Source organism: Streptomyces sp. G7(2002) (assembly GCF_028870195.1).
GTDB classification, from domain to species: domain Bacteria; phylum Actinomycetota; class Actinomycetes; order Streptomycetales; family Streptomycetaceae; genus Streptomyces; species Streptomyces nigrescens.
In genome coordinates this window covers 6476730-6499432 of the sequence record NZ_CP102609.1, presented here as the reverse complement: position 1 = coordinate 6499432, position 22703 = coordinate 6476730, and the positions used below count along the sequence as shown (strand labels likewise).

At 73.3% G+C, this 22703-nt stretch carries 16 protein-coding genes; 5 read left to right on the top strand and 11 right to left on the bottom strand.

From position 1 onward, the window contains the following. Window positions 1–68 precede the first annotated feature (68 nt). Window positions 69–3854, top strand: a complete 3786-nt coding sequence (locus NUT86_RS27780; protein WP_018087457.1) for a multifunctional oxoglutarate decarboxylase/oxoglutarate dehydrogenase thiamine pyrophosphate-binding subunit/dihydrolipoyllysine-residue succinyltransferase subunit — start codon at window positions 69–71, stop codon at window positions 3852–3854. 99 nt (window positions 3855–3953) lie between these two features. On the opposite strand, the gene fxsT is transcribed toward NUT86_RS27780, so the two are convergent. The 7 genes from fxsT to NUT86_RS27745 all read right to left on the bottom strand — a co-directional run bounded on the left by fxsT (window position 3954) and on the right by NUT86_RS27745 (window position 16312). Further along, a complete protein-coding gene (gene fxsT, locus NUT86_RS27775; RefSeq protein ID WP_274738136.1) occupies window positions 3954–6965 on the bottom strand; it encodes an FxSxx-COOH system tetratricopeptide repeat protein in 3012 nt (1003 codons plus the stop codon). Window positions 6966–7098: 133 nt separating this feature from the next. Next, window positions 7099–8274 (bottom strand): FxsB family cyclophane-forming radical SAM/SPASM peptide maturase, encoded by a 1176-nt coding sequence (locus NUT86_RS27770; protein WP_018087459.1) that lies wholly within the window; start codon window positions 8272–8274, stop codon window positions 7099–7101. 159 nt (window positions 8275–8433) lie between these two features. Then, window positions 8434–8652: a YxD-tail cyclophane-containing RiPP peptide gene (locus NUT86_RS27765; RefSeq protein WP_018087460.1), complete on the bottom strand. Its 219-nt coding sequence runs from the start codon at window positions 8650–8652 to the stop codon at window positions 8434–8436. Between the two features lie 104 nt (window positions 8653–8756). Further along, window positions 8757–12152 carry an SAV_2336 N-terminal domain-related protein gene (locus tag NUT86_RS27760; RefSeq protein ID WP_274738133.1) on the bottom strand — a complete coding sequence of 1132 codons (3396 nt, stop codon included), beginning with the start codon at window positions 12150–12152 and terminating at the stop codon, window positions 8757–8759. Between the two features lie 5 nt (window positions 12153–12157). After that, window positions 12158–13213 carry an AAA family ATPase gene (locus tag NUT86_RS27755; protein ID WP_018087462.1) on the bottom strand — a complete coding sequence of 352 codons (1056 nt, stop codon included), beginning with the start codon at window positions 13211–13213 and terminating at the stop codon, window positions 12158–12160. A 349-nt stretch (window positions 13214–13562) separates the two neighbouring features. Beyond that, a complete protein-coding gene (locus NUT86_RS27750; protein ID WP_274738132.1) occupies window positions 13563–15893 on the bottom strand; it encodes a VMAP-C domain-containing protein in 2331 nt (776 codons plus the stop codon). Further along, entirely contained in the window at window positions 15893–16312 is a 420-nt protein-coding gene (locus NUT86_RS27745) for a CU044_2847 family protein (protein WP_018087463.1), read from the bottom strand. The genes NUT86_RS27750 and NUT86_RS27745 overlap by 1 nt, the downstream gene beginning before the upstream one ends. Window positions 16313–16465: 153 nt before the next feature. Between NUT86_RS27745 and NUT86_RS27740 the strand changes: the two genes are divergently transcribed. Beyond that, on the top strand, window positions 16466–16648 hold the full coding sequence (locus NUT86_RS27740) for a DUF6104 family protein (RefSeq protein ID WP_018087464.1): 183 nt from the start codon (window positions 16466–16468) through the stop codon (window positions 16646–16648). 116 nt (window positions 16649–16764) lie between these two features. Here NUT86_RS27740 and NUT86_RS27735 read toward each other — a convergent pair whose 3' ends face one another. Further along, a complete protein-coding gene (locus tag NUT86_RS27735) occupies window positions 16765–16968 on the bottom strand; it encodes a hypothetical protein (protein WP_274738130.1) in 204 nt (67 codons plus the stop codon). A gap of 321 nt (window positions 16969–17289) precedes the next feature. Here NUT86_RS27735 and NUT86_RS27730 point away from each other — a divergent pair, with 321 nt between their 5' ends. The 3 genes from NUT86_RS27730 to NUT86_RS27720 all read left to right on the top strand — a co-directional run bounded on the left by NUT86_RS27730 (window position 17290) and on the right by NUT86_RS27720 (window position 20669). Further along, a complete protein-coding gene (locus NUT86_RS27730) occupies window positions 17290–18222 on the top strand; it encodes a DUF4097 family beta strand repeat-containing protein (RefSeq protein WP_274738129.1) in 933 nt (310 codons plus the stop codon). A gap of 2 nt (window positions 18223–18224) precedes the next feature. Then, on the top strand, window positions 18225–19385 hold the full coding sequence (locus NUT86_RS27725; protein ID WP_159486201.1) for a PadR family transcriptional regulator: 1161 nt from the start codon (window positions 18225–18227) through the stop codon (window positions 19383–19385). 402 nt (window positions 19386–19787) lie between these two features. After that, entirely contained in the window at window positions 19788–20669 is an 882-nt protein-coding gene (locus NUT86_RS27720) for an SCO6745 family protein (RefSeq protein WP_018087468.1), read from the top strand. Window positions 20670–20760: 91 nt separating this feature from the next. On the opposite strand, the gene NUT86_RS27715 is transcribed toward NUT86_RS27720, so the two are convergent. The 3 genes from NUT86_RS27715 to NUT86_RS27705 form a co-directional block, all read right to left on the bottom strand. Further along, window positions 20761–21324, bottom strand: coding sequence for a Clp protease N-terminal domain-containing protein (locus tag NUT86_RS27715; protein WP_018087469.1), 564 nt, complete (start codon window positions 21322–21324; stop codon window positions 20761–20763). After that, the gene (locus tag NUT86_RS27710; RefSeq protein ID WP_018087470.1) at window positions 21324–21533 is read right to left on the bottom strand and encodes a helix-turn-helix domain-containing protein; all 210 of its coding nucleotides are present in this window, start codon (window positions 21531–21533) and stop codon (window positions 21324–21326) included. Before NUT86_RS27710 ends, NUT86_RS27715 begins: the two co-directional genes overlap by 1 nt. Before the next feature lie 69 nt (window positions 21534–21602). Beyond that, complete coding sequence (locus NUT86_RS27705) at window positions 21603–22688, bottom strand: C40 family peptidase (protein ID WP_274738126.1); 1086 nt, start codon at window positions 22686–22688, stop codon at window positions 21603–21605. Window positions 22689–22703: the final 15 nt, after the last annotated feature.

The following is a 22703-nucleotide window of genomic DNA, read 5'->3' as shown; positions in this document are numbered from 1 at the left end:
TCACAACAGGCGTAGCCTTTATTCCCGCTGTCCACCACCTTAGGAAGCGGAAGAGGGCGGTTGCCGCCGTGTCGCTACAGTCCCCCAACAGCTCGAGCATCTCGACCGACCAAGAGGGGCAGGGTAAGAACCCTGCTGCTGCGTTCGGTCCCAATGAGTGGCTCGTCGACGAGATCTACCAGCAGTACCTCCAGGACCCGAACTCGGTAGACCGAGCCTGGTGGGACTTCTTCGCCGACTACAAGCCGGGCGGCGCCACCGCGCCGAGCCAGCCGGCGGAGGGTGCTGCCCCCGCTCCGGCCGCCCCGGCGCAGGCGTCCGCGCCCGCAGCGGAGCCGAAGCCGGCCGCCGCCGAGCCGGCCACCCCGGCGAAGCCCGCTGCGAGCGCTCCGGCACCGGCCAAGGCCGCTCCGGCCAAGGCTCCGGCGAAGGCCGCTGCGGCCAAGCCCGCCGCGAAGCCGGCCGCCGAGGAGGGCCAGGCCCCCGCCGGTCCCGAGTTCATCACCCTGCGCGGCCCCTCGGCCGCGGTGGCGAAGAACATGAACGCCTCCCTGGAGCTGCCGACGGCCACGTCCGTCCGCGCGGTCCCGGTGAAGCTGCTCTTCGACAACCGCATCGTGATCAACAACCACCTCAAGCGCGCCCGCGGTGGGAAGGTCTCCTTCACCCACCTCATCGGGTACGCGATGGTGCAGGCCCTCAAGGCCATGCCGTCGATGAACTACTCCTTCGCGGAGAAGGACGGCAAGCCGACGCTGGTCAAGCCCGAGCACGTCAACCTCGGTCTGGCCATCGACCTGGTGAAGCCGAACGGTGACCGCCAGCTCGTCGTCGCCGCCATCAAGAAGGCCGAGACGCTGACCTTCTTCGAGTTCTGGCAGGCCTACGAGGACATCGTCCGCCGGGCCCGTGACAACAAGCTGACGATGGACGACTTCACCGGAGTCACCGCGTCGCTGACGAACCCCGGCGGCATCGGCACCGTCCACTCCGTGCCGCGTCTGATGCCCGGCCAGTCCATGATCATGGGCGTCGGCGCGATGGACTACCCCGCGGAGTTCCAGGGCACCTCCCAGGACGCCCTGAACAAGCTGGGTGTCTCCAAGGTCATGACGCTGACCAGCACCTATGACCACCGGGTGATCCAGGGCGCCGCCTCCGGCGAGTTCCTGCGCATCATGAGCCAGCTGCTGCTCGGCGACAACGAATTCTTCGACGACATCTTCAAGTCGCTGCGGATTCCGTACGAGCCCGTCCGCTGGCTGCGGGACATCGACGTCTCCCACGACGACGACGTCACCAAGGCCGCCCGGGTCTTCGAGCTGATCCACTCCTACCGGGTCCGCGGCCACGTCATGGCCGACACCGACCCGCTGGAGTACCACCAGCGCAAGCACCCCGACCTCGACATCACCGAGCACGGCCTCACCCTGTGGGACCTGGAGCGCGAGTTCGCGGTCGGCGGCTTCTCCGGCAAGTCCATGATGAAGCTGCGCGAGATCCTGGGCGTGCTGCGTGACTCGTACTGCCGCACCACCGGCATCGAGTTCATGCACATCCAGGACCCCAAGCAGCGCAAGTGGATCCAGGACCGGGTCGAGCGCTCGCACAAGTCGCCCGAGCGCGAGGAGCAGCTGCGCATCCTGCGCCGGCTGAACTCCGCCGAGGCGTTCGAGACGTTCCTGCAGACCAAGTACGTCGGCCAGAAGCGCTTCTCGCTGGAGGGCGGCGAGTCCGTCATCCCGCTGCTGGACGCGGTCATCGACTCCGCGGCCGAGTCGCGCCTCGACGAGGTCGTCATCGGCATGGCCCACCGCGGCCGCCTCAACGTCCTGGCGAACATCGTCGGCAAGTCCTACGCGCAGATCTTCCGCGAGTTCGAGGGCAACCTCGACCCGAAGTCGATGCACGGCTCCGGCGACGTGAAGTACCACCTGGGCGCCGAGGGCACCTTCACCGGTCTGGACGGCGAGCAGATCAAGGTCTCGCTCACCGCCAACCCCTCCCACCTGGAGGCCGTGGACCCGGTCGTCGAGGGTGTCGCGCGCGCCAAGCAGGACATCATCAACAAGGGCGGCACGGACTTCACGGTCCTGCCGATCCAGCTGCACGGTGACGCCGCGTTCGCCGGCCAGGGCGTGGTCGCGGAGACGCTGAACATGTCCCAGCTGCGCGGCTACCGCACCGGCGGCACGGTGCACGTGGTCATCAACAACCAGGTCGGCTTCACCGCAGCGCCGGAGTCGTCGCGTTCGTCCATGTACGCCACCGACGTGGCCCGCATGATCGAGGCGCCGATCTTCCACGTCAACGGTGACGACCCCGAGGCCGTCGTCCGCGTGGCCCGTCTGGCCTTCGAGTTCCGCCAGGCGTTCAACAAGGACGTGGTCATCGACCTGATCTGCTACCGCCGTCGCGGCCACAATGAGTCGGACAACCCGGCCTTCACCCAGCCGCTGATGTACGACCTGATCGACAAGAAGCGCTCGGTGCGCAAGCTCTACACCGAGTCCCTCATCGGTCGTGGCGACATCACACTGGAAGAGGCCGAGCAGGCGCTGCAGGACTTCCAGGGCCAGCTGGAGAAGGTCTTCACCGAGGTCCGCGACGCCACGACGGCCCCGGCCGTCCCCGAGGTGCCGCAGCCCAAGGCCGAGTTCCCGGTCTTCGTGGACACCGCGATCTCCCAGGAGGTCGTCAAGCGGATCGCCGAGTCCCAGGTCAACATCCCCGAGCGGGTCACCGTCCACCCGCGTCTGCTGCCCCAGCTGCAGCGCCGCGCGGCCCAGGTCGAGGACAACGCCATCGACTGGGGCATGGGCGAGACCCTCGCCATCGGCTCGCTGCTCATGGAGGGCACCCCGGTCCGGCTCGCCGGCCAGGACTCCCGCCGTGGCACCTTCGGCCAGCGGCACGCGGTGCTCATCGACCGGGAGACCGGCGACGACTACACGCCGCTGCTCTACCTCTCCGAGGACCAGGCCCGCTTCAACGTCTACGACTCGCTGCTCAGCGAGTACGCGGCGATGGGCTTCGAGTACGGCTACTCCCTGGCCCGCCCGGAGGCGCTGGTCATGTGGGAGGCGCAGTTCGGTGACTTCGTCAACGGCGCCCAGACGGTCGTCGACGAGTTCATCTCCTCGGCGGAGCAGAAGTGGGGCCAGACGTCCGGCGTCACCCTGCTGCTCCCGCACGGCTACGAGGGCCAGGGCCCGGACCACTCCTCGGCCCGCATCGAGCGGTTCCTCCAGCTGTGCGCGCAGAACAACATGACGGTCGCCGCGCCGACCCTGCCGTCGAACTACTTCCACCTGCTGCGCTGGCAGGTCCACAACCCGCACCACAAGCCGCTGGTCGTCTTCACCCCGAAGTCGATGCTGCGTCTGAAGGCGGCGGCGTCGCGGACGGACGAGTTCACGACGGGCGGCTTCCGCCCCGTCATCGGCGACTCCACGGTCAAGCCCGAGGATGTCCGCAAGGTCATCTTCTGCTCCGGCAAGGTCTACTACGACCTGGAGGCCGAGCGCGAGAAGCGTGGCGCGCACGACACCGCGATCGTCCGTATCGAGCGCCTCTACCCGCTCCCCGGCAAGGAACTGCAGGCGGAGATCGCCAAGTTCTCGAACGCCGAGAAGTACCTGTGGACCCAGGAAGAACCGGCGAACCAGGGTGCCTGGCCGTTCCTCGGCCTCAACCTGATCGACCACCTCGACCTGGCCGTCGGCGCCGATGTCCCGCACGGTGAGCGGCTGCGCCGGATCTCCCGGCCGCACTCCTCCTCGCCGGCCGTCGGCTCCGCCAAGCGCCACCAGGCGGAGCAGGCACAGCTGGTCGCGGAGGCCTTCGACGCCTGAGGCGTCGGGGCCGCCGGATGACCGGTGGTGAAACAGCGGAAGGGCCCGTCCCCGGTGGGGGCGGGCCCTTCCGCGTGCGTGGGGCGCCTGCGCGGCTCACTAGACGGGCTGCGGTTCGAAGTCCCAGTACGGGCGCCGGCGACGCCGCGCTGACAGGGTGTGCGGGTGCTCGGCGCCCAGGGTCTCGGAGAGCTGCTGGATCGCCTCCTGTTCGAGCTTCGCCGCCTCCTGGCCGCGGCGGAGCGCCCGCAGGTCCTCGGACAGCGCCGTCTTCGCGGAGAGGGTCAGCGGATGGGTGTCGCCCAGCGTCACCTTGGCCCGCTCCAGGGTGACGCGGCCCAGCTCCACCGCGCCCTCCTCGTCGTCCACCCGGTTGCGCGCGGCGGCGGCGTTCAGCGCGCAGCCCAGCGTCCAGGGATGGCCGGAGCCCATGGCCTCGGACATCCCGCTCAGCGCGCGCTCGGCGATGTCCAGCGCGTCCGCCGGGTCCCCGAACTCGCCGCGGACCAGCCCGACGTTCGCGAGGGTGCCGACGGTGTACGGGTGGCGCTCGCCGGCCAGGGCGCGATAGCGCTCGGCGACCTCCTCCGCCAGGTCGCGGGCGTGCCCGAGATCGCCGTGCTCCCGCAGGAAGGTGGCGTGGTCCGCGCGCACCATCAGGGTCTCGGGGTGGCGGGGCCCCAGCACCCGGCGGGAGCGCTCGACGAGATCGGCCAGCAGGGTGGCGGCACGGGTGACCTCGCCGGAGCGGCGCAGGCACAGCGCGAGATTGTGCTCGGCGCGCAGGGTCTGCGGGGTGTGCGGGCCCATCACCTGCAGATGCAGCCGGGCGTTGAGCTCCTGGCTGGAGGTGGCGTCGCGGTAGCGGCCGAGCAGGCGCAGGGTGCGGGCGTGGGCGGTGCCCGCGTTGAGCGTGAGGTGGTGGCGGGCGCGCAGCTCGCGCTCCCGGAAGGCCAGCACCTCGCGATGGGTGACCAGCGCTTCTTCGTACCGGCCGAGCAGCGCCAGGACGCTGCCGAGGTTGTGCCGCGAGGAGAGGGTGCGGGGTGCCTCCGGGCCGAGCAGCTCGGTGTAGGCCCGCCAGACGGCGTCGAAGAGGTCGTAGGCCTGCTCGTAGGAGCCCAGCGCGATCAGCGTGCCGGCCAGCCCGTCCTGCGCCCGCAGCAGATCGGCGTCGGAGGGGTCCCGCTCGGCGGCGAGCTGGTCGACGACGGCGCTGCCGACCGCCTCGGCCTCGCGGTAGCGGCCGAGCCGGCGCAGCATGTTGGCGTGCTGGTGGGTGAGGACGAGCATGGTGCGCTGGGTGGCCGCGAGGCGGGTGCGCCAGCGGGACATGAACTGTTCGCACAGCCGCAGGCCCATGCGGTACTCGCCGCGGACCCGCAGATACTCCACGCAGTTGAGCAGCAGCTGCTGGACCGCGGGCTCGGGGCTGTCGAGGACGCCGGCCGGCTCCAGATGCGGGATGAGCTCGGCGTAGCGCTCCCAGTAGCGGGTGTCGGCGGGGTTTTGCGGATCGGCGGTGACCAGCACCCGGCAGGCGCACGCCGACATCAGATCGCGCTCGTCCTCGGCCATGTCGCTGCGCAGGAACCGGTGGTAGAGCCGGTGCATCAGCGCGGTCTCCACGGCCGGGTCGGAGTCCTGGGAGACCTGGTAGTCGAGGCGTACGGCGGTGGACTCGGTCAGCCGGCGCAGCGCGGTGTTCCAGCTGATCGGCTCGGCGGCCAGGTCGGCGAGGTGTTCGGGCAGGTCGCCGCGGCGGGCCCGGGAGAGCATCGGGACGGGGATGGTGTCCGGGGCGAAGAACGCGAACAGCTTGAGGAGTTCGACTGCGGCCGGGCTGCGTTCGCGCAGCGTGTTGAGAGTTATGGCCCAGCTCGTCTGGAAGGCCATGGGGTAGTCGGAGGAGATCCGGATGCCGACGAGGCTGGGCTCACCGCGGCGGATCAGCTCGATGTACTCCTTGGGCGACATCGGGTTGGCGTCGAGCCAGGCGGCGGTCTGGGCGAGCAGCAGCGGCAGGTCCTGGACGGCGTCGGAGAGCAGATCGGCTTCCATCGGGGTCAGCCGTGGGGCGCGCCGCCGTGCGTAGGCGACGCTCTCGACGCGGTTGAAGGGCAGCACCTCGATCTCCTGGGCGCTGCCGGAGCCCGACCAGTCGCGGGTGAGGGTGGTGATCAGGACATGGCCGCGGCCGTCGGGGACCAGGTCCTCGATCTGCTCCATGTCGTCGGCGCTGTCGAAGATCAGCAGCCAGCGGCGGTAGGGGCGGCCGACGCGGAGCGCTTCGTGGACGGCGCGGATGCGGTCGCCCAGCTCCCGGCCCACGGGGAGGCCGAGCCGGGTGGCGAGTTCGGCGAGCTGTTCGCGGGCGGCGCCGCGGTTGGTGGCGCTGATCCACCACACCACGTCGTAGTCGTTGCCGAAGCGGTGGGCGTATTCGGCGGCGATCTGGCTCTTGCCGACGCCGGAGGTGCCGTACAGCGCGATCCGGGTCTCCAGCGGCGGGCCCGCGCCCGCACCGGAGCCGGCCAGCTTGCCGTGCAGCGCTTCGAGGACGTTGTCGCGGCCGGTGAAGCGGTTGTTGCGGCGCGGGATGTTCCACACCTCGGGCGGGTTGTTCGGGAAGCGGGGCGCGCCCGGCGCGTCCTCGTCCACGGCCCGGCCCGGTCCCCCGATGCCGAGGCGCTGCAGGACCCGGCGGTTGGCCTCCTGGGCGTCCAGGTCGCGCAGGTCGGCGGGGCGCAGCAGGGCCGCCGTGGCGGGCAGGCTCTGGGTGGCCACGCTCACCGCGGCGAACCGGTCGGCGTGCGCGGGCACCACCTCCCGCAGCGCGGCCGTCCACTCCTCCTGGGTCTTGGGGCCCAGCCGGAAATACCAGTCGTCCAGCACCATCAGCAGCCGGCCCTCGGCCTCCAGCAGCCCCGACAGCTCCTCCACCAGCGCGGTGTCCACCTTGGGGTCCCAGCGCAGCATGGTCGTGCCGTGGCCCTGCTGCTCCAGCTGATGGGAGATCCAGGCGGCCCAGGGCCGGGTGAACCCGGCGTAGCTGATGGTGATGTGTTCGTTGGAGCCGGTGGGACCGGAAAAGTGGGCCTGATCGACCATGCGACCGTCTCCCTGAGATGCGATGGTGCGCGCGTGGAGAGGCTGTCTCATCAGGCACGCCCTGGCTTTTTGGCACGATAGCCCAAGTGTCCCTCCATATGACGACAGTGCGTCAGGTCATCTCGGACGCCCGTCAGTTGAGGGCGACCGTGGCCTCCAGGCGGGCCGCGATGTGCCGGATCAGCCGTTCCAGGTCGGCGCAGTAGACGGACGGATTGCTGAATCCGCCGGCGTCCGCGCGATAGCGGTGGGCGTAATTGCCGCCGCCGCACACCTCCACCAGGGCGCAGCCGCGGCACTGTGCGCCGAGGCCGTCCCGGCCGCTGCGGCGGGCGGCCATGCCGGGGTGCGCCAGGGCGTCGTCGAAGCTGTGGTGGAAGACGTCGAGGCCGGTGGCGGCGGCGCCCTCGTAGGTGGATTTGAGCGAGTCGACCTGCTCGATGGCGCCGTCGGTGTCGACGACCAGGGCGACGACCGGGGAGAGCCCGACCGCCTCGCTGGAGCTGGGGCGGCCCAGGAGGAGGCCGAGGATCTCGGTGAAGACCCGCACCCGGGGACCGGAGCCACCGTCCCACCACAGGTCGAAGACGGTGCACAGCCAGTCGCCGTACGGGGCGCGGCCGGCCGGTCCGAGGGGGGCGGGCCGGGGGCCGGCGGCAGCCGGTGGAGGGCTGGACCAGTTGGCGTGCGGGAGGAGGAAGTCGACCATCGGGGGGTCCAGGGCGCGCAGTGAGCCGTAGACCTCGGCGGGGCCGGCGGTGATGTCGATGGTGCACAGGATGCCGGCGAACACCTCGGGCCGGTCGCGGAGCAGGCGTACGGCGCGGGAGACCGCGGGCCAGGAGGGCCGCCCGGCGTGGTCGACACGGCGGCGGTTGAGGCCGGGGGTGCCGCCGTCGAGGCTGAGGCCGAGCCGGAACCCCGCGGCGCCGAGGGTGTCGATCATGTCCCGGGTCAGGAGCGTCCCGTTGGTCTGCACCCCGAATTCGGCGGTGCAGCCGGCGGGCAGCGCGGCGCGGACGGCGGCGGCCTGGTCGAGCAGCGGTCCGGGGCCGGTGAGCAGCGGCTCGCCGCCGTGCAGATCGATCCGGACCTCGCGCAGCCGGTGGGTGCGGGCGTGTTCGGCGATGCGCAGGGCGGTCTGGCGCATGGTGGCGGCCGGAACCGTCGGCGGGCGCGCGCGCCAGCTGCGGTCGGGCCCGGCGTAGATGTAGCAGTAGGTGCAGGCGAGGTTGCAGCGGCTGTGGACCTTGAGCACGAACTGCCGGAAGGGCACGACAGCGGTCGGGCCGGTCTTCTCCCCCGCCACGGGTCGCCCCCTGCTCTCGTCTGCCTGCGTCGAGGTACGGGCTCGCCAACTCCCGCCCGTTGTCTGGTACATGGCTCCGCACCCGGGCGAAGAACCGAATTCCCCCAGCAACTGGCCGGTTCCCTTGCACGTTTGCCCAAAAACAACCGTTCTCGACGGTCAGCGCAAGACCTTCTCCGGACCGTCCTCGTAGTACGCGACGGCGTCCTCCGCCGACGGCCAGTTGCGCAGCAGCAGCGCCGCCACCTCTCCCAGCACCGCATGGTCCGTCCGTGCCGCCAGAACGCCCACGTCGACCCCGGCAAAATCCGGCAGCCGCTCGGCCGACGGCCCCGGCGGGGCGGCCACAGCCGGTTCGGTGCGGGGGGTAGTCGCCACGCTGCTCTCCTCAGGCCGGCTGGACGGGTGTGTTCCCGAACTGCCGTCCACAGAAACACGTCCCGCTGCGGACGGCCAGGCAGCCGGACGGGTGCTCGGGGCGGTCAGGCGGTGGATTCGAGGGCGCGCATACGGGCGCGGGTGCGCTGGGCCTCGGGGCCGGTGTCCTCGCCGGCCCGCTGCCACTGCTCCCAGCTCTCGCGGTAGGCGTGCAGCGCGGAGCGGGGGCCGGCGGTGACCTCCAGGACCTCGCCGCGGCGGTGGTGGGCGCGGGCGGCCGGCAGGGCGCTGTCGGCCCGCCGGGCGGCCGCGGCGGCCCGGCGGTAGCAGGCGGCGGCCCGGTCGTGGCGCTCACGGGAGTCGAAGCGGCGGTCCAGCAGCAGCTGCACATCGCCCACTTCGAGCCAGGCCTCGGCCGACACCGCGTCCGGTACGTCCGCGCCGCGGGCGGCCAGCTCCAGGATCCAGTCGGCCTCGTGCAGATCGGCGAGCGAGGGCTGGCGTTCGTAGCGCAGTCGCAGGGCGCGGCCGAACAGCAGACGGTGACTGCCCAGGTCGGGGTCGTGTGGCGCGACCCGGCCCAGTGCCTCGCGGAGCACGTGCACCGCCTCGTTGGCCAGCCGCTTGCCCGGCTCCTCGGCGGGCTCCAGCCGGGCGCGCAGCAGCAGTGCCGCACCGCGCTCGGCGAGCAGCGAGCTGTGCTCGGGCGAATCGGGGGTGGTCAGCCGGAGGGCGGCGGCCAGCGCGGCGATGGCGGCGTCGAGCGCGGTCAGGTCGCCGGTACGGGTGTGGACGGCGCGCTGGGCGGCGGCCGTACGGCGCAGGCTGTCCGCTTCCAGGGCCCGATCGTCGAGTTCATGGGCCAGCGCACGGGCGCGTTCGAGGGTGGGCAGCACGGACGGACGGCCGGCGCCGCCGTTGAGCTGGCGGGCCGCCGCGAGGTCGAGCAGGGTCTCGCAGACCAGCCGGTCGGCCGCGCCACCACGGCGGCGCAGCAGGACGGCGGCGGTGTCGAGATCGTCGGCGGCGCGGACCGCGAGCGCCTCGGCGGGGTGCGGCCCTCCGGCGTCGCCGCGGGCGGCCCGGCGGGCCTGGTCGAGGAGAACACCGCCGCGGGCGGCATAGACCTCGCCGGGCACCTGCTCCCCGCTGGGCCACTGGTCGAGGAGGGTGGTGAGGGAGCGTTCCGCCTCGTCGAGGGGGTCGGGGTCGGTCGCTCCGTCGGTGTCCGGTACGGCCGGCAAGGCGGCCAGGCGGCGCAGGACCTCGGTGCGTAACACCATGCTCTCCAGGACGCGGGGGTCCAGCAGGCTCATCAGCCCGCAGGCGGCGTGCAGATGACGGGCGGCGTCGGCGAGCGCGGTGCGCTCCTCGGCGGGGGTGCCGGCCGTCCGGCGTTCCCGGGCGCGGGCGTGGCCGACCCGGCCGAGCACGATCAGCGCCCGGGTGCGCTCGGCCTCCCGGCCGGCCGTGGCGCCTTCCTGGTCGTCGGCGGCCGGCTCGCCCGCGGTGGCCCGTTCCGCGGCGCGGGCCGCGCGCTCCGCCTCCTCCAGGGCGTCCGGCTGGCGCCATGTCGCCCAGGCGTGCAGCAGCGCGCGGGCGAGGTCGGTACCGGCCACCGGCAGGCGTTCGGTGGCGGCGCGCAGCAGTCGGACCGCCTCGATCAGATCCCGGACGGCGCGGTCCTGTTCGTAGCGCTCCAGGAGGGCCGCGCCCTCCGCGGCGGGTCCGTCGGAGGCGTACGGCCGGCGGACGGGCGGGCGCAGCGCCGGTTCGAAGCGGCGCAGCACGCGTTCCGAGACCCGGGCGAAGGGTTCGGGGACGGCCCGCCGGCCGGTCTCGGGCTCCCGGCCGCTGCCGGAGAGCATGGCGACCGCGACGGCCGGGAAGTTGCGGGCGCTGCGGCCGAAGGTGCGCTCGACGTAGAGCGAGCAGTGCTTGAGGACCAGGGCGGCCTCGCCCGCGCTGAGCCGGGCGAGGAGTTCGTCGCGCACCCCGGGCACGAAGTCGTACCAGGGGCCGCTCACTTCGGCCTGATCCCCCGACGGCCGCTCGTCCGGCGGGAGTTGGGTGACCAGCCCGCTGAGCAGCACCTCCGCCAGCTCGGCCGGGCCGGTCTGCGGCAGCATCGCGCGCTGGACGAGCTGGATGACGGGGAGGGCGAGCGGGACGGCGGAGAGGTGGACGGCGAGCAGCCGGGCGGCGGGCGAGGCCTGCTGGTCGAACTCGCGGACCATGCGGGCCGGCGCGGCGGGCCCGGACCCGGGCGCGGGCGGCGGCCCGGCCGGATGCTCGGTGCCGTGGTCGGCGCGTACGACGGAGGCCGCGCCGCGCAGCGCGAGACCGGCGTCGGCGGCGGCCAGCCGGGCCCAGGAGCCGAGCGCGGAGGGGGTGGCGGAGAGGACCGGAACGGCGCGCTCGCGGGGCGCCTCGGACGCGGTGCCCGGCGGCCCGGCGGGACGGCGCCGGCGCCGGGCCGGCCGGAAGTCGAGCGCCTGGTAGGGGCCCTGACGGCGGACGAGAGTGCCGGCGACGGCGGGCAGCAGGGTGCGTGCCCACATCCGCTGCGGCAGCGGCTGGACGACGGCGAGCGGGGCATCGGCCGCCCAGCGGTAGAGCAGCCGCTGCATCCGGCCGTCCCGCCAGAGGGGGCCCGCGCAGTCGCTGACGACGAGGGTGAGGTGATGGCCCGTCGGGTCGTGCAGCTGGTCGGCGGGGCGCAGCGGGCGGCCGGGGCCGGGGGCCGCCGCGACCCCCACGTCCGGGCCGTGCGGATGGAGGTAGTGCACCGTGACGTCGCGGAAGGCGCCCACGCGCTCGCAGACCTGGCGCAGGTCGTGCAGCATCTGCTCCCAGACGGCCATCGAGGACGAGCCGTCCATCAGGAGCCGCAGTCCGGCCGCCCGGCGGTGCACCCCGCGCAGCACCGGGATGATCATTTCGGCGTGGGCGGAGAGCTCGGCGGTGGCGGGCTCGTCCAGCTTCCGGGGGACCGGGGCGACCGGCGGGCGGTAGCGCTGGATGGGGCGCAGCGCGCGCTGCAGCGGCAGCAGTCCGGGGAACGCGGAGGCGATCGGGACGGCGACCTCGCCGAGGCGCTGCCGGTCGGGGTCGGGGAACCTCGTGGGCGTCTCGCCCAGGGCATGGCTGGGCAGCAGCTCCGCGACCCGGCGCCGGGCGCCGTCCTGGAGCACGGACGGCGAGGGGTCACCGTCCGCCGGTCCGTCCCCGCCGGCGGCCGCGGCGGTCCCGCCGGCGCCCGCGGGGTCGGCGGAGGCGGCCGGTCCCACCCGGAAAGTGGCCGGATCTGTACGGTCCGGACGGTCCGCGGGGGTGGGAACGGCGTCCGCGGAGCCCTCGGCCCGCGGTTCACCAGGAGTGATCCACTGGGCGAGCCACAAGGCGTCGGCCATCCCGCGGGCGTCGGCCGGCAGCCCCGCCGCGGTCAGCCGGGCGACGAGTTCGTCGAGGGGGCCTGGGCCTGGCTCCCCGGGGGGCACCGGGCTCACCTCGTCCGGTCAAGGGGCCGCATCAGCTCCGCCGTCAGACGCCGTCGCGTCTCCTCCTCGTCCTCGTCCGTCCAGCCCGCTCTCTGCGTCAGGTGGATGGCGTTGAAGAGCTGGTCGACGGCGCGGACATCGCCGGGCTCGCGGTCCAGGAAGCGGTCGATCACCGCCTCGTAGCGCTCGGCGGCGCCCTCGCCGAAGTGCGCCCGCACCATGGCGGCGAGCCGCTCCTTGTCGGGCACCGGGATGTGGAGGTGGATGCAGCGGCGCAACAGGGGCGCCGGGAAGTCCCGTTCGCCGTTGCTGGTGAGGACGATGAAGGGGAAGGCACGGCAGCGCACCCGGCCGTCGCGCACCGTCACCCGCGCGCCGTCGTCGCTGAGCACCTCCACCTCGGGGGCGGATCCGGCCAGCCTCTCCAGTTCCGGAATCCGGAACTCCCCTTCCTCCAGCACATTGAGGAGGTCGTTGGGCAGATCGATATCGCTCTTGTCGAGCTCGTCGACGAGCAGGACCCGGGGCCGGGCGGCCGGCAGCAGGGCCGTGCCCAGCGGGCCGAGGCGGATGTAGCGGCCGATGCCGCCGCCGGGTTCGTCGGTGGGGTCCGGGCCGGGCGCGGCCCCGCTCTCCGCGGCGGCCGGGGCGGCGCGGGCGATCTGGAGATCCTGGAGGCGGCCGATGGCGTCGTAGTCGTACAGACCGTCACGGAGCGTGCTGCGGCTGACGACCGGCCAGCCGAGCACCCGGCCGAGGCCGAGTTCATAGGCGACCGAATGGGCCAGGGTGCTCTTGCCGCTGCCCGGTGCGCCGGTCACCAGCAGCGGCCGGCGCAGATAGAGGGCGGCGTTGACCAGCTCGCGCTCGGTCTCGCCGGGGCGGTGGTGGCTGGCCTCCCGGTGCTGCACACCGAGCCTGCGCTCGGAGGACGGGTCGAGGGCGGCCGGCGGCGCCACGAGGGGGCCGCCGTCGAAATCGCGCCAGGGGGGTGGCGGCGGAAGATGCTCAATTCCGTCGTGCGGTGCCCCCGCGCCACGGTAGATGAGCCAGTCGCTCACGTCGGAACTCCTCGTCGCCGGCCAGGCCTCGGTCAGGAGCGATGGTCATGGCGGAGCGCCGGGGACATCGGCATCCGCTCGGCCTCCCCCCGCGTCCGCCACCCACAATCACGCAGTCGCGTCATCACGAACAAGTCTTCCACGACGCTATGACAGTACCCAGCCGGACGGAAGCGCACGGGGCGGTTTCCGGTCTCCCCCGCGGGCACCGTGGGCGCCCAAGTGCCAGGTACGGGGCGCGACTTGCCGCGGGAGGGGCGGATGCCGCGGGGGTGGGCACCGGGCGCGTGCGAGGCGTACGGGGGCGTGCGCGGCGCCCGGGAGGTCAGGGGGCGGCGCCCCGTACCGCTCAGCGCGGCGACACCTGGGGGCGGTCCGTGAAGAGCGGCGGAATCGGGTCCTCCGGGTCGTCGTAGAGGAGCACCAGATCGCGCGCCCAGTGCGTGCCCTCCTCCGCGGCCTCGGCTGCCTTGGCCCGCAACTGCCGGACCAGTTCGGGGAGCCGGGCCACCCCGCCCGACCCCTGGAGCAGCTCCCGCACCCCGCGGTGGAACTCCTCGCAGCCGGCATCGCAGTCCCGCTCCTCGCCGTGCCCGTGTGCGGGCCACAGACCGGCCGGGAAGCCGGTGTCCAGGGCGACCCCGACCGCGTCCCGGCCGAACCCGTCGGTGACGGTGTGGCACAGGGCCGGCAGCGCACCGTCGCCGGCCGTCTCCAGCAGCCGCCAGATCGCCTCGGCGGAGCCGCACCGGGCATCGGTACCCGGCCGCGGCGGGATGCGCAGGGCGTGCAGTTCGCGGGCGGCGGCGAGGCCCTGCCAGCGGCGCAGCCACGCCGGGTCGACCTGTTCCCGCCGTCCCTGGTCCCGCAGGATCACCGCGCGCCCGGGGCCCACCGGCCGCAGCCGGGCGGTACGCCGGGTCGAGGCCGCGACCTCCCACTGGCCGGCGGCGGTGTCCCAATGGCCTTCGGGGACGGCGACCTCCAGGCGTACCCGGGCGCCCGGACCGGCATCGCCGTCGGCCCGCAGCAGCCGCCCGCCGAGCCGCCGCAGCACCTGCTCCCGCGCCTGCTCGAACGGCACCCCGCCGGCCGACTCCTGGACGTCCACCCGCAGCCACTGCCCTTGGCCGTAGCCCTCGCTGACCGACCAGTTGAACAGCTCCTGCCCGCCCTCGTCGTAGAAGAGCGGCTCGAACTCGACGAGCACGGAGCGCGGCCGGCGGCGCACCGGGCCTATCCTCCGGCGGTCCTGCGGCTGCAGCACCACCGCCTTGGCCTGCACGAACTCCGCGAGACGGGCGGCCTGTTCGCGCACCCCGGCGGCCTCGTCGCCCGGTACGTCGCGCACCTCGTCGGCGGTCAGCTGCGCCACGATCCGCAGATAGTGCACAAAGGCGCGCAGTTCGGTGTACGGGTCGCTGCCCTGGTAGAGGGCGCCGTGACCGTCCCGCCAGGTACGCAGCGACCAGGCGCCGGGCCGGTCGCCGCGCTCCAGCACCTCGCCGACCGCGGCCTCCACGACCAGCGGATCGCGCGGTGCGGGCAGCCGGGCGAGCAGGTCCAGCGCCTGCAGCCGCTCCTGTACGCCCCACAGCCGGCCCCGGCCCGCCATGATCGCGTGCTGGGCGTCGAACCAGGTCGGGCCGACGGCGCTGCCGAGGTCCTGACCGGCCCAGTGCCAGCGGTCGTGCAGGCTCATCAGCGCGTGGTACGGGTCGGGCCCCAGGCCCTCGGCGCCGGCGACCAGGTGTTCCGGCCCCAGCCCGCGCAGCGCGGTGACCGGCACCGCCAGCCCGACGTGGTCCTGCTGGTGGCGCCCCTTGACGATGCCGACCACCTCGCCGCGGTCACAGTCGAGCAGCGGTCCGCCGGAGGCCCCGGGCGTGACCCGGACATCGCTGCCGAACTGCAGGCCCCGGGCGTCCCGGGCGCCGAAGCGGACCGCGATGAAGGGGTCGACGGGGGTGGTGGGGGCGCGCGGGCCGGTGGGCGCGTGCGGCCCGGTGGGCGCGCCGCGTCCCTCCCCCGGCACCCGGGGGCCGCCGGGCCCGTCGCCCGGCTCGGGCACGGTGCGCCCGTCCCGTGGGCCGCGTACGTCACCCGGATCACGTACCGCGCGCTCTCCCCGGCGGCCCGCGGCGGCGCCCCCGCTCACGCCACCGTCGCCGCTCACGCCACCGTCGCCGCTCGCGTCGCCCTCCCCGCTCGCCGCGCCGTCCCCCTCGGTGCCCGCGCCCGGCCGGTCGTGCCCGCGGAAGATGTACGCGTCCTCCAGGAGCGTCGCCGGCTGATCGCTGAGCCAGGCGCAGGGGTGCTCGGTCTCCGGGTCGAGCAGCCGGACCAGGGCGAGATCGGCGCGGGCGGCGGCGGGCCCGGCGTCCGGGTCGGGCCGGCTCAGGTCGTAGGCGAGCCGCGCGGGCACCACCCGGCCGCCGAAGGTGACCCCGAAGACCCCGTCCGGGCCCGTGTCACGGCGCCGCCCGTCGCTCGCCGCGAGCACATGGGCGCAGGTCAGCACCCATCCCGGGGCGATCAGTACCCCACTGCCCCACGGCCGGGCGCCGGCCCTGCCCGGCACGGCGCACAGTCCGACGGTGGTGCGTCCGGCGTGGTCGAGGAGCTGTGTGTAGCGGGCGCGGTCACCGCGGCCGGCGGCCCGGCCCTCGGAGGTCGACATCAGCGGCTCGAATCGTCCGGCTCCCGGCGGTCGGCGGTATGCAGCCCGTGCGGTTCGTCCCGGGCCGGCGCCCCGTCCTCGCGCCGCCAGGTAAGGGTGACGGAGAGGTTGGTCTTCGCCTCGCCGTCCGCGAGCAGGGCGACGGCCTTGCCCGGCTTGGCCGACAGCTCCACGCCGAAGGTCACGCTGGTCTCGTGCGGTGCGACCCGTTCGGTGGCCTGCCGGACGCTGGCGGCGACCCCGCCGATCACCTCGCGGAGCCCTTCGACCCTGGCCCCGAGCGCGTCCCAGGCACCGACGTCCTCGAATTCCCCGTCCGCGTCGTCCGCCCCGTCGGGTCCCGGGGCGTCGAGCCGGGAGACCCGGGCCCAGACTTCCGTACCGTCGGGAAGTTCGATGCGCTGTGCGCGATCTTGCATCACGGCCTCCTGCGCCCCGTGGGCGGCAATTTCCCAATTGCCGCAGGACCGTTGACAGGTGATCAGGCTAGCCGTCGGGCGTCTGTGGCGCGAGAGGTCCGTGAGCCTGCCTATCCTGGCTGGGAATGACCCATGACCCCTGGTGGAGAGCGCGTGTATTTCACTGACCGTGGCATCGAGGAGCTGGAGAACCGGCGCGGCGAGGAGGAGGTCACCCTCGCGTGGGTGGCCGACCAGCTGCGTACGTTCGTCGACCTCAATCCGGACTTCGAGGTACCGGTGGAGCGGCTGGCCACCTGGCTGGCCCGCCTGGACGACGAGGACGAGGACGAATAGGCCACCGAGGAGCGCTCCCGGGAACGGGGCCGCGGGGCTCCCGCTCCCAGGCAGCCGGGTCGTGCGCGGACGGCCCGCTCCCGGAAGGCGGCGGACCGTCGTGACCGATCCGGAGATCAGGAGTAGTGCAGCGCCTTGCGCAGGCGGCGCCGCACGTCGCACTCCTCGTTGAGGGCCGCCCGCCCGGCCCGCCGGTCGTGCTCGTTGTACGCCTTCTTCTCGATGTACGCCTTCTTGTTGTGGTGCTCGGCGGCCTCGGTCCCGTTGGCGGCGTCGTCGAGGGCTCCGCGGATCTCCTCCGCGGGGCGCGCGTGCGGCACACACCCCCGGCATTGACGATCTTCCCCCGAGCCGAGTGGCTGCACTTCGCGGCCTTCTTGTAGCTGCGCCCCCGGTCGGCCGAACTGGCCGTCTCGTTCAGCGAGTTGGCCTTCACGATCAGCCCGTGGCACGACGCGGCGGCGAAGGCGGGCCCCCTTTCCCCTACGACCGGTTGCGCCGCTCTTCCACGGCGACCGACTGTGCCCGGGGAGCAGCGGCTCCCCTCGGCACCAAGCGCTTGACTTCCCCCATCCGCGATATATCGTGTCTCCAAGAGACGCGATATGTTGCGTTGTACGGCTATCCAGGGGAGGCCAGGAATGTCAGCCCGGAGCGAGTGGTCGCAGCAACCGATACAGGTGGCCGAACCACGCACGCTGGAGATCTCCGACCCCCTCGACGCCCTGCACGTACGCGTGGTCGGCGGCACCGTCAACGTCGTCGGTACCTCGGACGGCGGTCCGGCCCGTGTGGAGATCAGCGAGCTGCACGGCCCGCCGCTGACCGTCTCGTGCGAGGACGGCACCCTCGCGATCGCCTACGAGGACCTCCCCTGGAAGGGCTTTCTGAAGTTCCTGGACCGCAAGGGGTGGAACCGCAGCGCGGTGATCTCGGTGACGGTGCCGGCCGCCACCCGCGTCGAGGTCGGCGTGGTCGGGGCCGGCGCGGTGATCTCCGGGATCTCGGGGCGCACGGACGTCCGCGGTGTCTCCGGTGACTCCACGCTCGTCGGACTGACCGGCAGGGTGCGGGCCGACACCGTCTCCGGCAATGTCGAGGTGCAGTCGGTCACCGGCGATCTGCGGTTCAACTCCGTCTCGGGGGATCTGACGGTCATCGACGGTGCGGGCGGGACGGTGCGCGCGGACTCCGTCAGCGGCGACATGGTCCTCGACCTGGACCCCGCCCAGGGCGCGGACATCGCCCTGACGACGGTCTCCGGGGAGGTCGCCATCCGGCTGCCCGACCCGGCCGACGCCAAGGTCGAGGCCAACACCGCGAGCGGCACGGTCTCCAACGCCTTCGACGATCTGCGGGTCACCGGCCAGTGGGGCGCCAAGAAGATCACCGGCGCGCTCGGCGCGGGCACCGGCACCCTCAAGGTCACCACCGTCTCCGGCGGTCTGGCCCTGCTGCGCCGCCCCGCCTTCGAGGACGGGGAGCACCGGCCGGGCGACCCCGGCGACGGCCCGGCCCCCGGCCCGCAGGGGGACTCCCCGACCGACCCGCCCGCAGAGAAGAAGGTGCTCTGAGCATGCCCCCCGTCTTCGCCCATGGCCGCCTCCGCCTCTACCTCCTCAAGCTGCTGGACGAGGCGCCGCGGCACGGCTACGAGATCATCCGCCTCCTGGAGGAACGCTTCCAGGGCCTCTACGCCCCCTCCGCCGGCACGGTCTACCCGCGGCTGGCCAAGCTGGAGGCCGAGGGCCTGGTGACCCACACGACCGAGGGCGGCCGCAAGGTCTACTCGCTCACCGACGCCGGGCGGACCGAACTCGCCGACCGCGGCGGTGAGCTGGCCGATCTGGAACTGGAGATCCGGGAGTCGGTCGCCGCGCTCGCCTCCGACATCCGGGAGGACGTGAGCGGTTCGGCGCGGGATCTGCGCCGCGAGATCCGCGAAGCCGCCCAGCAGGCCCGCAAGGACGCCCGGGGCGCGGGAAAGGCCGGGCGGACCGGCGACACGACCACGGACGCCGGGGCCGACGCCGGGGAGCGGCCGTTCGCGGACGCCGCCGACTACTTCGACGGCGCGTTCGGCGACAAGGAGTCCTGGCAGCAGGCGAAGCAGGAGTTCCGCCGCGCCAAGGAGGAGTGGAAGGAGCAGGCCCGCCGGGCCAAGGAGGAGAGCCGGCGCGCCAAGCAGGACGCCCAGCGGGCCCGTAAGCAGGCCAGGGACGCCCAGGTGTTCGCACGCGAGGAGGTCCAGCGGGTCCTCAAGCGCGTCCAGGAACAGACCCAGGGAGCGGTGCGGTCGGGCGACTGGTCGGGCGCGGTGCGCGAGGCGCTGTCCGAGGTGTCCCGCGAGGTCGGCCGCTTCACCAACGGCCCGTTCGACGCCCGGCGGAGCGAGGGCGAGCCGGGCGCGGCCGGGCGGGCCGGTGCGGACCACGGCACGAAGGTGACGGTCGAGCGCGTCGACGAGGCCGGGGAGGACCCCGGGGCGGACACGGCGGCCGAGGCCCCGCCGGCCCCGGAGTGGGCGGAGGAACCGGCCGGCGACAACCCTGCCCGGGACTTCGACCGGCTGCTGGACCGCTTCCGCGACGATCTGCGGGACGCGGCGCGCGACCACGGGGTCACGGCCGCACAGCTCAAGGAGTCCCGCCGCCGGCTGTCGACGGCCGCCGCCCATATCGGCGCACTGCTGCGCCACCCGGAGCAGTACGCGTCCCGCGCGGACCGGGACGACTGAGACGACTGAGACGGCTGAGACGGCTGAGACGACTGAGCCGTCGGGAACGGGGCCGACGGCTCGTGAGACCACCGCGGTGGGGCGGGCACCTCAGGGTGCACCCGCCCCACCGCGGCCGTCCGTGTCCGACTGAACTTCCGGTACGCGAGGCGCTCCGGGCCACCGGGCCCGTCGCGGCCGGAACCGGAATCCCCCAACCAGGCTTCTGTTACCCACAGTTGCCATCTGCGGTCTGGATTCACGCGGCGTAATCGGGGAAGTCACTACTTCGCACGGCTTTTCGTCCGGCGCCGGGTTCCAGGGAGCCCCAGCTGCCCGGTTCCGCGGGCCGACGGCCGTGTTCAGGACCACGGTCCACGTCTCCCGTCTGCGCACGCATCGTGAAGGCCATGAGGTAAAGCGATGTCGGAATACCTTTCGGTCGCCCGCCGGATGTGGCACCTTCTGGAGCCACTGCACGCCACGCTGTACTTCGCGCCTGAGGCACGCCAGGTCGCCGCCACCCTCGGCCATGACGTCGTCTCCCGCTGGCCCAGCTACTTCGCCTGGCGGACGGCTCCGCTGGGCGCCGCCGGGCCCGAGCTGGTCGCCGCGACGTACTACACCTTCAGCCCGCGGATGGTCACCCGGTACCTCCCGCGGATCTGGACCGTCGCGGACCCGGCCAAGGTGCTGGACGCCCGGCTGCTGGCCATGGACCGTGCGCTGACCGCCCTGATCGACGGCCGGCTGACCACCGCACAGCTCGCCGAGGCGGCGCGGCTCGCCCGCCAGGCCGCCGAGAACGCCGGGACCGCCGCCCGCCCGCTGGCCGCCGCCAACCGCGATCTGCCCTGGCCGGACGCGCCGCATCTGGTGCTCTGGCAGGCCGCGACCGTCCTCCGCGAACACCGCGGCGACGGCCATCTGGCGGCCCTGCTGACCTGCGAACTCGACCCCTGTGAGGCCCTGGTGTCGTTCGCCGCGATCGGTGCCGCACCGGCCGCCGATTTCGTGGGGCGCGGCTGGAGTGCCCAGGAGTGGAGCGATGCCCGGCACCGCCTCGCCGCCCGTGGCTGGATCGCTCCGGACGGCACCGCGACCGACCGCGCCCACAAGGAGCGCGAGGCGATAGAGCGGACGACCGACCGGCTGGCGGCCGGGCCGTGGCGGGCACTGGGCCACTCCCGCGCCGAACGGCTGGCGCAACTGCTCCACCCGGTACTCGGCGCGGTCTTCGAGGCCGGCTATCTCCCGCGGCACAGCACCCTGGGCATCGGGAGGGTGAAGGTCGGCTGCCCGTAGGGGCGGGCCCGGACGGACCCGCCGTAAGGGGATCCCGTTCCGCCGGACGGCCACGAGGCGGTCCCCTGCCCACGGAACCGCCCCGCCCGGCTCAACTCGCCTGCCGGCCCCGCGTCTTGTCGAGCAACCGCACCACCGCGTCGTAGGTCACCCCGTGGTCGGCGAGCACCGCCGCGGCCGGTCCGGGCCTGGTGGTCAGCGCGAGCAGCAGATGCTCATCGCCGAGGTGGCGCTCACCGCGGCCGGCCGCGATCCGCAGGGCGCGCTCCAGCACGGCCTTCGCCTCCGCGGTGAACGGCCGGCGCAGCCGCTTCCCCCGCCCGGCCGTCCCGTCGGCGGCCAGCGCGCCCACCCCGTGGGCCTCCTCCACCCGCGCCACGATCGCGTCGATGTCGATCCCCAGCCCGGCCAGCGCCGCGGCGTCGGCGGTCGAGACCCCACCGCGCCGGCGCACCGCCGCGAGGGCGTCCGCCACCGATGCCCGCCGCTCGTGGACACCGAGCGCGGCGAGCACCCCGGCGGCCGGTGACTCCGTCCGCTCCAGCAGCGCGAGCAGCAGCTCCGGTTCGCCGATCGTGCCGTTGCCCGTACGGTCCGCCTGCTCCGCCGCGCCACGCACCACCGCGCGCGCACCGGCCGTGAACTTCTCGAACATCAGCGCCTCCCGTGCTTCTTGTGCACTGCCTGTCTGCTGACACCCAGCTCCGCCGCGATCTCCTGCCACGACCAGCCCTGCGCGCGGGCGCTGCGCACCTGCACGGCTTCGAGCTGCTCCAGCAGCCGTCGGAGCGCGGCCACGGCGCGGAGCCCGACCCTGGGGTCCCGGTCGCCGGCCCGCTCGGCGAGATCCGTTGCTTCGGTCATGGTGTCAATCTAGATTGACACCCGGAGTGCGTCAACCTCAATTGACAGGTGTCTTCTCGCGGGATTCCGTCACAGGCGCTTGGCGCTGCGCAACGCCCTGGCGTAGTAGCCGTTTCCGTCCAGCCGCGACGTACCGCCCTTGTCCCCGATGGTCGGGCCGTTGACCTCTTGCCGGCTCGATATGAAGACCTGGTGCCCGTCGGAGTCGTTGCCCAGGTACATGCCGACGTGGTCGAGACGCTCCTCGGTGCGGGCCTCCAGCTTGAAGAACACCAGGTCGCCGGGCTGGAGCACATCGGTCGAGGCGGGCCTGGCAAAGGCCGGCGCGGAGCCGGTCAGCGGCACGACACCTACGCCGAGTCCGGAGCGGGCCATCCCGTTGGCCGTACGAGGCAGGCCGTCGCCCCTTCCGTCGTCCGCCCTCAGGGGGTAGCCGGCGCGATAGCCCAGCACCGCCCGGATGAAGCCGGAGCAGTCCATGGACCGCGCCCGCGCCCTCTCGGGCTGCATCGAGGTGCCGTCCCGGAAGGTGTACGGGATGCCCAGGTAGTCGTAGAAGTCGGACTCCTCGAGCCGCCGGCCGGCGCCGGACCCGCCGTGCGCATCGATCGGCCCGTAGTTCGCGTCGCCCGCGTACCTGACCCCTGCGGCGTTCTGCTTCACGGGGGCCTGGGCAACATATTGGAAGGCCATCGCGAAGAGATCGTCCTTCTCGCTGCCGAAGTTGTCCTTGAACCAGTCCTTGAACCACTTCTCCTTCTCGGCGCCCTTCCGCCAGGGTTCCGGCATCATCCGTACCCAGTTGTCGGTGACGATCCGGGACGTGGTGGCGGCGGGCTCGGTGAAGGTGCGGCTCCGGCCGGTGAGGGTGGCGGTGCGGGCCCCGTCGGTGAAGGTGGCGAACACCTCGCCCTTCTTGCCGCGCAGCACGGAGCGGGCCGGACTCCGGAGCCGCTCCCAGGTCAGGTCGCCGGAGAGCCCTCTCGTCAGGGACGACTTGAGGCCGGCTTCATCGGTGACCGCCGGTATGGCAGGTGTCGTGGTCTGCTCCTCCTGGCGAAGTGCCACGGTGAGGTACGCACTGCCGGCGAGCAGGGCGGTCACGATCACGGCGTGCAGAACGCGGCGACGGCCGCGCTGGGTCTTGGCGCTCATGGGATCGGCTCCGAA